Here is a 12,267-nt window from a genome sequence, read left to right as displayed (position 1 = left end):
TATAAGATCAAGCATTCATACCAGCATTGTGACGGATTGTTCCATCCAGCTGCTTCAGGAAGTCATGGTAATAATCATCCTGATAATGCAATTGAAAAATGTCCCAGCCAAGTGTCGGTTTAGAAGAGATATAGTACTCGGAATGATCCAACTCTATATATTTCAAGTCATACTTTGAAACCACAAAGTTATCGAGCACATTCCAAACCTCGTTATAACCATCAAAAGGTGTAAGATACGAAATATTCCCATCATCACGCATCAATCGATTGCTGAACCTTCCCTTATTGATGATCACTTCACAATTCGGCACATGCTCCTTTACAAATTCCATGAACTTGTGGATGGATGGTAACCAAACGCTCAAATACTCGGTCGAATTGTCTCCGATGTCCAGGATGAACTTTTCTTGCATCTCCCTGTAAAAAGAGGTTCTTGTTATATACCAGTCATTATTTGTGAAGATGCGGTCTTGCGAGAAGACTACTCCAAAATAGATATCCGGGAAGAAATCCATGATCAAATAATCTGGCTGGCTCTCTTTTAAGTCATCCAAGAAAGTCCTGTTCAGCTCCTCCATGACAATGCGTTTATTCCTGTCAGCACTCTTGATATCCACATGGTCCAACTTCGCTTCATCAAAAGGAACTTGTGGTGAAACCAGACTGATTATCGACGTATGCAAAGAGGTAGCAACACATTCATACCTCTCTTTATAATTTTTATTCAGCTTCGAGTTGAAGTTATCCCTAGTAATGCAAGAACCATAACATGCAATCTTAACAGTCATCAGTTTCTCCTCAATAAAGTATTTAGTACCTCATATATCGGAGTAAAAGGAATTTAGTTGAGATTTTTTAGAAAAATCCCATTTACGTTATTTTCTCAAGGACTCGAATTATTTTTGCTCTTTTAAGATTAAGGGCTTGCGCCTCCTTGACATCTATTTCTTCGAACCGGACCACAGCTCCCGGTGCAGCCTGTGCGAGCAACGGAATGTCCGCCGCAATCACCGTTGCAATTCGCGTGTATCCTCCGGTCGTCTGCCGATCCGCCATCAGGATGATCGGCTGGCCATTGGCCGGCACTTGGATTCCGCCGAGCGGGATTGCTTCGGAAATGATATCAGCGGTCGTTCTATGCGCCAGTTCCGGTCCATTCAAACGAAAGCCCATTCGATCTGATTGCGGGGTGATTTCATATGCAGAAGTCAGGAAGGTCTGGATCGCCTCGTCTGTAAAGGCCTCCTGATGCGGCCCAAGGATGACACGTACATTGATCTCCTTCTGATATTTCGGGATCTCATCATAATGGAGGGAACGTCCCGTAATCGCGTGTGTATCACCCGCAGCATACAGTATATCTTCCTTCTCCAGTGCACGTCCGTTCAGCCCGCCGATCTTTGCCTTCAGGAATGTGGATTTGCTGCCCATGACCTCCGGCAAGTCGAAGCCGCCAGCCACACTGATATAGGACCGGATCCCTTCCAGCGGCTGTCCGAATTCAATCAGCTGCCCTTCTTTGACAGCGAAGCTCTTCCACATCGGCGCAGGCTGGCCATTCACCCTCGGGGACAAATTCCCTCCCGTGATGGCAATGACAGCATCCTTCAGCACCTTGAGTGCCGGACCCATCATCGTCACCTCAAGTCCTGCCTCATCCCGACCGTTCCCGACGAGCAGATTGGCGATTTGGAGGGAAAAATCATCCATGGCACCAGCTACGACAACACCGTATTCCTGATAGCCAGTCCGGCCGAGATCCTGGAAAGTCGTCATCAGCCCCGGCTTGATCACTTGAAACAGCTTTTCACTCATGTCTTCCCACTCCGAAATTCCGGATCTCTATCTGTTCTGCCTGCAGTCTCTCCCGGAGCTGCTGGACAAATCGCAACGCTTCCGGCTCATCTCCATGCACACAAATCGTATCCGCTTGAATAGAGATATCCTCGCCATCCACAGCGGTCACCTTTCCTTCTCGGATCATACGGATGACGCGATCGACCGCAATCGCCACATCATGAATCATCGCATTTGCCTGCGAACGGGGTGTCAGCGTTCCATCCGGCTGATACGTCCTGTCCGCAAAGACCTCTTGCGCCACACGCAGGCCGACCCTTTTTCCTGCGCGTACAAGCTCACCGCCCGCCAGTCCGAATAAAACCAAATCAGGATCGACCGCATGCACTGCTTTTGCAATCGCTTCTGCCATGGTCGAATCCTTCGAAGCTATATTATAAAGCGCCCCATGCGGCTTCACATGCTGGACGCAGGTACCGCAAGCCCTCGCTGCCGCTTGGATCGCTCCTACCTGGTAGACCACAAGGTTATGGATTTCATCCGGCGGCAATTTCATCTCGCGGCGGCCGAATCCTGCCAAATCAGGGAAGCCTGGATGAGCACCGATGCCCACTCCAAGGCTAGCTGCTGTTTTGACCGTTTCCAGCATGACATTATGATCCCCCGCATGGAATCCGCACGCAATATTGGCGGATGATATGTATTTCAGTACTTCCTCATCATTGCCGATCGTGTAGGCACCAAAGCTTTCGCCCAAGTCGCTGTTAAGATCGATTGTCTTCATACCAGTACCTCCTTACTTTTCCTTACTGACAATCCTATATTCCCCAAGCTGGACTGCTGCCGCAATATCATCGTATTCTTCTTTTGAAATCGGCACAAACCGCAGATAATGACCGGAGGATAATAAAATCGGCTCCTCACGGCCTGGATCATATAATCTCACCGGCGTCTGGCCGATGATCTGCCAGCCGCCCGGTGTTTCCAACGGATAAACGCCGGTCTGCGATCCTGCGATGCCGACTGAACCCGCGGCGATCTTCGCACGGGGATCCTCACGGCGCGGGGTGGCAATTTCTTCAGGCATCCCGCCCAGATAAGGGAATCCAGGGACAAACCCCATCATATAAATCAAATAATCCCGACTCGAATGGATACGGATGACCTCATCTGCCGTCAGGCCATTATGATCCGCGACGAAATCCAAATCAGGACCAGTCTCCCCGCCATAATAGGTCGGAATCTCATAAACAAGAGAAGCAGCCTCAGCCACTCCTCCTTGCATATTTTCATATAGACGCTCCAATTGTTCCAGCAGCGCTTGATAGCGGATTTTATCAGGGCGATAAAAAATGGATAATGTCGTATATGCCGGCACCCATTCGATGATCCCCTCGATCCGCTCCTGTTTCAACAGCTCTGCAAACATCCGGATTTCCTGATTTGTTTCCTCTGAGATCGTCTGCCCGAAAACAAGCTGGATGCCCGTATCCCCTAATGGATTATAGGTAAGCTTCATTTTTGGGACCTCCTTCTCGAATTAGAACAGCTGCGGTACTTTATCAATCAATGTGACAATCGCCAAATATGCCGTTGCGACAAATACAATTGCCCCAAAGATCGTCAGCCATAATGGATGTTTATAATCACCGACAATGGATTTCTTATAAGCTGCGATCAGCAATACGCCTAAACCAATCGGCAGGATCAAACCGTTCACCGCACCTGCAATGACAAGCAGTGTGGCAGGTTGGCCCACCAAGACCATGATCACTGTCGAAACGACGATGAAACCAATGGTCACGAGCTTCTGATGACGCTCAACGCTCTTGGACAAGGTTTTCAAGAAAGAAACAGAGGTATAGGCAGCACCAATCACCGACGTAATACCCGCAGCCCATAGGATCAAGCCGAACATCTTATAGCCGATAGTCCCAGCTGCTTCCAAAAAGACTGTCGCTGCAGGGTTATTTGCATCCAATGACACCCCAGTGACCACCACACCCAAAACAGCAAGGAATAGGAATACCCGCATGATGGAAGCAATCAAGACACCTGTCACAGAGCTTCGCGTTACATACGGCAGATTCTCCTTCCCGGAAATACCTGCATCCAATAAACGGTGGCCTCCAGCAAAGGTGATATAGCCGCCGACTGTACCACCGACAAGGGTGATGATGGCAAATACATCGATCTCTGTCGGCGCAAATGTGCGTGTGATTGCTTCTCCGACAGGCGGATCACTCTGAAACGCTACATATAATGTCAAAACAATCATGACGACGCCGAGTATTCGGGCAATCTGATCCATCGCTGCCCCGGCTTCTTTGGAAAGAAAAATACCAACCGCTATGATACCTGTTATGATAGCACCGATTCGAGCGTCAAGACCAAAGATAACATTCAAACCCAGTCCAGCCCCGCCGACGTTGCCAATATTGAAGGCCAGCCCGCCCAGCGCAACGGCAAAAGCAAGGAAGTAGCCAAGACCAGGCAATACTTTATTGGCGATATCCTGTCCGCGCATTCTGGAAACAGCAATGATACGCCATATATTCATCTGCACACCGACATCCAAAATGATGGACATGAGAATAACAAAGCCGAAGCTGGCTAATAATTGATCTGTGAAGACTGCTGTCTGTGTCAGGAAGCCTGGCCCGATGGCCGATGATCCCATGAGGAAGGCCGCACCTAACAGGACACCCCATTTTCCTTTGGAAGGAGACTGCTTCTGCTGCAGTTCATTCTCTTTTGATGCCATGGTAATCCCCCTTATGTAATGATTTTTACAAATCATTCGTATTATGTACTGCTTTTCTTACATTATCACAAATATTTAATAAACAATAATCATTATAACTCGAAAATTATTACTTACACAAGATGTAAAATAACCTAACATGATAACTCATCTGTTAATGCATTTTAAATAATAAAAAAAGGCCTGTATTAGACCTTTTTAAAAAATCTATGGTGAATTCCCCATTTTAGTTATATAAATATTATCAAACTCCGCACTGCCTCCTTCTGCAAATAGGCCGATCCCTTGATCCTGCGACTGGGGGAATACCAAGTTACTGTGCACGACTTTTCCTCCGTCAACAAACACTTCCACGGTTGTTTTGTCTATGAGAATGGTCAAATGCGCTTGCTTCTTCCCCGCATCAAACGGCGCCTTGCTTTCCTGATAAGAACCAGAAGCATCTGGATTGGGTGTATGCGTCCGATTCACGTAGGAATACCCCCCAGCGGCATTTATCCCAACATCCAAATGACGAGTCCCATCATTCGATTCCCGCAGGCGCAGCCCGACGTTCGGACTTTCGTTCCATGCAATATCAGCATCCAATCGATATGTTTCCGCCGTGGCATCCAAGGTTCGGGTGTCATCATGAAGGGAGATATCCTCGACTGCTTCGGTCGACTGAATAAGCTCATCCAATGCAGCGACCGGTTCGGAAGCTAGATAATACCCCTCCTGTCCATTTCGCAAAGAAATTTCCCTGACAACCGAATCCGTCCCATTGAATCCATCAGATTCCATTGTCGGTGCCTGATCGGCATACGACCAGTTGTTCATCCAGGCCAGCGCATACCGCTTGGCTTGCTTATCCTCTGCCAAGCCATCCTCAAAGGTGACGCCGCCATACCAGTCAAAACCGTAATCAAGCCATTTTGGATTTTCTTCATCTGGTGTAAAGCTTGCGCCATCAAAGTCTCCAGTCCAGTACGCATACGTTTTCGGCTCGCCTTTTCCCTCTCCATTCGCACTCATGCCTAATACATATTTAACCGTGCCGTCCGTCGCGCGCAGCTGGAATAGATCCGGACATTCGAGCACTCCGATTCCATCGGTGTGAAAATCTCCAGTGAATGTCCATGTCTTCAGATCAGCAGATTCATAAAAACCAATTTTATCCCCTTCTGCCAGAAGCATGCTCCAATTATTCTTTTCTTCATCCCATATCACTTTTGGATCACGGTAATCCGGTGTACCAGGGTTGGCAAGTACCGGCTCCCCACTTTCCTGCTTGAAAGTATCCCCTCCATCCGTGCTGTACCAGAGATACTGCTCCTGCTGACCCGTCTTTCCAGTCGGCTGGGTGATAATCGCAATAAGTGCATCCTCTCCAAAACCAGCCGTATTGTTCTTATCGTGAACCACAGATCCTGTCCACGGGTCACCGTTTTCTGTCGTATATTTCGGAATCGCTACTCCATGATCCTCCCAATGGATTAGATCCTCCGAGGTTGCATGCCGCCATTCGGTACCATTGCCGTCGGGGTAGTCTTTATTGTAAAGATAAAAATAGTGGTATTTTCCCTGATAATAAATCGGCTGCTGCGGATCGTTCTTCCACTTGTCAGGAGAACTGAAATGAAAAACCGGGCGATAGGAATCCGTTCCTGCTTTATAGGGATATGCATGCTCTGTCTTCTTTTGCAGCACCAATACAAAGGCAGAAGCTATCGCCGCAGCCAGTAAAATCAGCATGCCGATCATCGTCCACCCCTTTTTCGAAATCCTGCCAAACATACTGTCACCACACTTTTGCGTAAATGAAGGAAAAGGAAATGCCTTCTTTGGGCATTTCCTTTTCTGCTTCTTATTTATTCCTCGTCATACGTAATCTGTCCTTGTTCCAAAATACCGCCTTCCACGACTGAGGATTTTTTGCCGTGAATATCAAGCAAGAACGACGGTGCGAATGTGGATTTGTGATCCTGGAAGAAGCCGCGATTCGTCATGTAGCTTGTTACGACGAAATCATCCGAGTTCTTTTGCGGAATCACGTAATGTGCATATGTCCATGTCAAATCATTCGGATCCAGATCCTGATGCAAGACGATACCTGTTTTATTCATTGGCTTATAAGGGCCAGTCAAGCTATCCGACACGTATCCGAGCATATAAATGTCACGATCATCGATACCGTCGATCGTCATTTTAGATCCGCGTGTGCTTGTGAACAAGTAGAATTTGCCGTCTTTCTTGAAGATGTTCGGACGTTCGATCTCATCTGTCACCGTATTGGAAACGATCAGCGGCTTCATTTCTTTTTTCAGCGTGTAATCGTCATTGATCTCCACAATGCCGATGGCACCGTTGGCAAGCTCTGCTGTCGCCTTCTTATCACTGTTCTGCAGCTGTTTGAATTCATCGCGGAAGAACTTCATCCCATTTCCGTAATAAGCCCGGTTATAAAGGGACTCTTCACCGGAATAACCATATTCAGTTCCTGTATTCGCTTCGAATACCAAGTATTTCTTCCCTTTATCTTCGATATAATGCGGATCGCGCAACGTATGGTTGTTGGCGAAGTTGCGATCTTCGAAGGCTTTATCCATATTTTCGTATGTTTTGCTGTCTCCACCGTCATAAATGGTCTTGTGGTCTTCGACTCCGTCTATCTGCAATGTGCCTTCACTCTTTTCGGACACATTCACTTGGGCTGTCGTGAGGGATTGCTTCCCAAAGATACCTTCCGCTTCATTCCAGCCTCCGCGATTCGTGTAGAACAGACGCACTTTGCCATCTTCTGTGAACGTGGCAGAACCGGACCATTCTTCTTCCTGACCGGCTAACGTCTTATCGCCTTTGAATTTATCTTCGTCATCGAAAACCCGTCCAGCATTTTTCCATGCATCGACGGAATCATCACCTGATTTTTTATAGAACATGTAAATGAAGGTATCACTTGCATCTTTCGGATCACCAGCGAGTCCGAAGACAATTTGGTATCCATTGTAATCTGCAACTGTGCCATCTGGATTTTGCAGCGGCCATGTGTCCCATACATCCATTTTAATCTCATTGCCGTTTTCATCGATCTTCGTAGCCGAATCGATATTTTTGATGGAAGAAGCATCGAAACTAGGAACGGTATACCGATCGTCCCCGTGCTGCCCGATCATTTCCTTCATATCCTGACGCGTGATTTGTGATGTGCCATATGTTTCTTTATACGGCTTCACATTGTCATCCGCTCCCGTTTGAGCAGAAGCCACTGTCAGACTGCTTCCCAGTATCAATGCTGCACTTAACGAAGCGACACTTGTTTTTAACACCTGTTTCCGGAATCTCATCCCGCATTCCTCCTATGTATGATTGCTGATCCTGATAAGGCAAGCCTTGGCAAACCTGCCTTACGAGCACAGTATAGGACAGCAAAGCAAAAACGGGGATGGCTTATCTTGATCTCCTTTTTGTCTAAAATTGATATCCACACAAAAAGTCCCTCCGATAAGGAGGGACTTCCACACTATCGATGGGAGGAAAACTGCTCCCAGGCATGATCCAGGTCCTGCAATGTTTCCTGCTTGGACATTTCCTCATTTACATACTGTTTGAGGATTCGGCCAAAAGCTTCCCTCACAGGCGGTGAATAAGAGGACCAATTGAAATTCCGGCGATCCTGCTGTTCATATTGCCTCCAGGCATCCCCGCTGATTCCCGCAACAGGCGGCTGAATGGATCGGAAGGCAGGAATGAAGTGCAGCTTCTCCGCTTGGAACTTTTGCCCATCCGGAGATTCGGCCAGCCAGTTCAGAAAGCGTTTCGCTTCCCGCTTTTCGGCTTCCCCGGATTGTTTATTCACGACCCAGTAGCTCGGTACGCCCGTAACAAGCTGAGCATCCCCTTTATCATCCAGCGGAATCGGAAACATCCCCACATCAAGCTTTGGCTGTTGCGCTGCCAGGAGCGGCTCCGCCCAATTCCCTTGGACAATCATGGCAGCTTCCCCATTCCGGAACGCATCGATTTCAGTGTAATAGTCCGTGGTCGCCGCATGCGGATTACCATAGGCAAGCGTCAGATCAATGAAGCGCAGCAGATGCTTCAGTCCTGCATTTTCCGTGAAGCTCGTCCGATTTCCGGCCAGATCCTCCATGAATGCCTCCGGATCAGGCTGTTCCGCAAAAGCCAGGCTCGTCAAATGATGACCGAGTTTCCATTCCTCGTAATAACCATTCGCAAATGGCGTGACACCACTCTCATCAAGCCTTTGCGCCGCTTTTTCCAGCTCCGTGAACGTGGCCGGCAGCTTATCGATTCCTGCTTTCTTAAATAATCCCTTATTATAAATGATGCCAAAACCTTCGATATTCATCGGCATGCCATATACCTTGCCATCTCGTGTGATCGGGGAAAGTGTATCCGTACGCGCATCCTCCACCCACGGCTCCTCACTCAGATCCTCCAAATAGCGCTGCCATTCTCCCGTCGCAGCATACCCGACATTCGTGAAGATATCCGGGCCCTCGCCGATTGCCATCTGTGTTTTCAGATCCGAGAAATCATCCGAGATTCCGCCGACTGTTTCCACACGGATACGCACATGCGGGTGCGACTCTTCATATAACTTCGCCAAATCCTCAAATGGCGCGGCAATTTCCACCTTCGGATTCCGGATTGTGACAGTGACCGTATTCTCCGTATTTTCTTCATGGTTTTCTTGCAATGGCAGGCTGCTGGCAGATAGGAATACCAGGATGAGGATGACGAATGCTTTCTTTCCCATCATCTTACTCTTTCCTCCTGCCCACTCAGTTTAGCTCGATACGCAGTCGGAGTGAGGCCCGTCTCCTTCTTGAATAGCTTCGAGAAATATTTTTCATCCTGATAGCCAAGCAGGCAGGCAATATCATACAGCGTCTTGTCGGTCTCTTCCAGCCACTGTTTTGCCTGCTTCATTCGGCAGTTTGTCACGAATCTGGATAGCGTCGTACCAGTTTCCTGTTTGAATTTGCGCGATATATGTTCTTTGGTCAGGAAGAACAGCTTTGACAGCCTCTCCAAGCTGACATCCTCCATATAATAATTCCTTACATAGGTAACGATATCTTGTCCTCGCTGCTCACTCTCAAGCTCATCAAGCCTTCTGATCGTCCGATAATGATGCTTTGCAAGATCTTCCCGGAGCAGTTTGAATGCAGCAGGCAGGCCTTCCAAAACAGGAAGCGGCTTCTGCACGAGCCGGACGGGGATATCCAGGTGCTGCCGCAGCCAATTTTCAACCTGAAGCCAATGATCCGCTGCCGTCAGCGCAATATACATGTGCTCCTCGTGCAGGAAGTGAAAAACATTGCCGATGGCAGACTGCTGCAATGCTTCCGCCAATGCATCCATGAATGGCGCTGGCTGGTGCATTTGATAAAAGGACAATAAAGTAGCATCGAGCCGATCCAGCTGCGGCAATGCTTCCCGTAAAAAAGATATATCCTTTGTTTCTTCCGTAAGCAGAGCTGTCACCTGCTGTTCCAAGCGCAGGCGCTTGGCATCCTCCAGCACTGCTGCCTCCCTTTCCTCGGATCGTTTGTCCGATAATACAGCTTGGGTCACCTTTTTGAGCACCCCCGCGAATGCCTCCGGTTCGATTGGCTTCAAAAGATAGTCAAAGCTATTGAACTGGATGGCTTTCCGCATATATTGGTAGTCATCATATCCCGTGACAAGGACATATTTCCCCAGGTATCCAATGGCGTGGAGCCGTTCGATCAATGCAACGCCATCGATTCGGGGCATCTTGATATCGGTGAAAATGATATCCGGCTGCTCCATTTCAATCAGCCGAAGGGCTTCCTCGCCGTCAGCCGCCTCCAAAAGACAATCTATGCCATTCTGTTCCCATTCTCCAAGCAGCCGGAGCACGTCTCGACCATTTTTTTCATCGTCGACAAGCAACGCCTTCATACTAACGACCTCCCTGCTCCTCTATCGGAATACAAATCGTAACTCTAAAGCCCCTGCCGTCAAGATTATCCACATGAAAACCCGCCGCGTCACCGTAGTGCAAGCGCAGCCGTTCCGCTATATTCCGCAGCCCGGTTCCACCGGCTTCTTCCTTCTGCAGCAACTCCAGCCTTGCCCTGCTGACAGAAGGGCCATGACTGATCGCCTGGAATACCAGCGATCGATCTTTCAGCGTCCCCTTCAAAAGGAAACTGCTTTTGTCGCGCTTCTGCTCGAAGCTATGCTTAAAATAGTTTTCCACGAGCGGCTGTAGCAGCATGCTTGGTATCCGGTATGCTTGTATCGCTTCCTCCACTTCGATGGACACGGATAAATCTGCCCCGAAGCGCTCTTTCTGCAGCGTCACATAAGCATCGATGTAAGCAAGTTCCTCCTGCACAGGCACCAGCTGATCTGCCTGCAGCGCATAGCGCATCATTTTGGATAATGATACAAGCAGCTTGTATACCTCCTGGTCATTCGAACGAAGCGCGACAGCTCCGATCGATTGCAGCGCATTGAAAAGGAAATGCGGATTCACCTGCGATTTAAGCAGCCGCAGCTGACTCTCTTTCACTTCCAGCTCCAGCTTATATTCACGCGCTATATGAGAGTTGATCCTATCCAGCATTTCCTGCATATGCGCCGCCAAATGTCCGATTTCATCCTGACGGTCCATCTTCAGGCCGACATCCATCTGCCCGCCTTCAATGGAGCGCACCCTTTCGCTTAACGTGATGACTGGTTTGGTGAATATCCGTGAAATAACCAATATCAATACGATCCCTAGCACCACGACGATGATGCCGAGCCAGACATTCGTCCATGCTGTATCCCTCGCATCACGGAATAACGCATCCTTTGATGTAATCTTGATCAGCTTCCAGCCGGCCAGGGGATTTCCCAGTTCTTCCTGCAAAACGAGATGATCATCCGATGCGGCGATGTCCACCTCATCCAGCCTTTCCCCAAGCTGTTCCGAGTCCTTGCTATACATGATCCTCCCGCTGTCGTTGACAAGCAGGACCTTCGTGCCAGCCTCCCTCGTCACGGCATCCAGCAATGGAGCAAACGACGAAACCTCTACATCGGTCGTAAGAAAACCTAGGAATTCCCCGCTCAAAACATCGGTGATCTTATGATGGATCGGCAGCACCATCGTATTATCCGATTCCGGTACGATCGCCACATTATTATCATTTTCCAGAACATGGGGTGCTTCCAGCATGTACGCTTCCTCCGAATCGTACAGGGCTTTGAAAGGCGATTCATCCAAGTATCCCGGGGCCGGCTTCGGAGCACTGACATTCGCCTGATAGACAGTCATTGATTGCTGGTCCTGCTGAAAATAAAATCGCAGCTGCCGAATATCCGGCCGCGTTGCTGCATATGTCCCGACACTATTCTCGAAGGCACGGATATGTTCCGTGCTTTCCTCCAGCATGCCATGCTCCAGCACTTGCTGGACTTCCGGCATATTGAACAAACGATAAGGCAGCCGAACCATCTCCTCGGCATAGTGCTCCAAATCGGTCCCGCTTTCCTGCAGCTCTTCCCGGCTCTTGGCCAAATCCCGTTCCTCGATACTGGATTTGCTGTTCACATATATAAGGATGACGGATAGGAAATAAGGCAGGATGATGAATAATAGCAGCATGATGAATAAGCGAACCCGAATGCTCATGAATACTTCTTCCTTCCGCACAGCCGATGATAAGTCAAACTTACCCT

General features: G+C 48.6%; 10 protein-coding genes. All 10 read right to left on the bottom strand.

Features of this window, described 5'->3' with window-relative positions; genetic code table 11:
* Positions 1–7: 7 nt before the first annotated feature.
* The 10 genes from MHI54_RS10285 to MHI54_RS10240 all read right to left on the bottom strand — a co-directional run bounded on the left by MHI54_RS10285 (position 8) and on the right by MHI54_RS10240 (position 12,220).
* A complete protein-coding gene (locus MHI54_RS10285) occupies positions 8–790 on the bottom strand; it encodes a DUF6270 domain-containing protein (RefSeq protein WP_095216205.1) in 783 nt (260 codons plus the stop codon).
* An 82-nt stretch (positions 791–872) separates the two neighbouring features.
* Positions 873–1,817, bottom strand: coding sequence for a biotin-dependent carboxyltransferase family protein (locus MHI54_RS10280; protein ID WP_095216204.1), 945 nt, complete (start codon positions 1,815–1,817; stop codon positions 873–875).
* Entirely contained in the window at positions 1,810–2,583 is a 774-nt protein-coding gene (locus MHI54_RS10275; protein WP_340081421.1) for a 5-oxoprolinase subunit PxpA, read from the bottom strand. Before MHI54_RS10275 ends, MHI54_RS10280 begins: the two co-directional genes overlap by 8 nt.
* A gap of 12 nt (positions 2,584–2,595) precedes the next feature.
* Complete coding sequence (gene pxpB / locus MHI54_RS10270) at positions 2,596–3,318, bottom strand: 5-oxoprolinase subunit PxpB (RefSeq protein ID WP_095216202.1); 723 nt, start codon at positions 3,316–3,318, stop codon at positions 2,596–2,598.
* Positions 3,319–3,339: 21 nt separating this feature from the next.
* Complete coding sequence (locus tag MHI54_RS10265; protein ID WP_095216201.1) at positions 3,340–4,563, bottom strand: NRAMP family divalent metal transporter; 1,224 nt, start codon at positions 4,561–4,563, stop codon at positions 3,340–3,342.
* A 207-nt stretch (positions 4,564–4,770) separates the two neighbouring features.
* Positions 4,771–6,306, bottom strand: coding sequence for a glycoside hydrolase family 32 protein (locus MHI54_RS10260; protein WP_095216200.1), 1,536 nt, complete (start codon positions 6,304–6,306; stop codon positions 4,771–4,773).
* Between the two features lie 107 nt (positions 6,307–6,413).
* Positions 6,414–7,889 carry a glycoside hydrolase family 68 protein gene (locus MHI54_RS10255; RefSeq protein ID WP_095216199.1) on the bottom strand — a complete coding sequence of 492 codons (1,476 nt, stop codon included), beginning with the start codon at positions 7,887–7,889 and terminating at the stop codon, positions 6,414–6,416.
* Positions 7,890–8,065: 176 nt separating this feature from the next.
* Entirely contained in the window at positions 8,066–9,328 is a 1,263-nt protein-coding gene (locus tag MHI54_RS10250; RefSeq protein ID WP_095216198.1) for an ABC transporter substrate-binding protein, read from the bottom strand.
* Complete coding sequence (locus MHI54_RS10245; protein ID WP_095216197.1) at positions 9,325–10,497, bottom strand: response regulator; 1,173 nt, start codon at positions 10,495–10,497, stop codon at positions 9,325–9,327. Before MHI54_RS10245 ends, MHI54_RS10250 begins: the two co-directional genes overlap by 4 nt.
* Position 10,498: 1 nt before the next feature.
* Positions 10,499–12,220, bottom strand: coding sequence for a sensor histidine kinase (locus MHI54_RS10240; RefSeq protein WP_340081420.1), 1,722 nt, complete (start codon positions 12,218–12,220; stop codon positions 10,499–10,501).
* Positions 12,221–12,267 lie beyond the last annotated feature (47 nt).

Origin of the sequence: Terribacillus sp. FSL K6-0262, assembly GCF_037977385.1 — a bacterium.
Lineage (GTDB): Bacteria > Bacillota > Bacilli > Bacillales > Amphibacillaceae > Terribacillus.
Note: the sequence above shows the minus strand (reverse complement) of the source record. Positions and strands in the feature narration are given on the sequence as shown.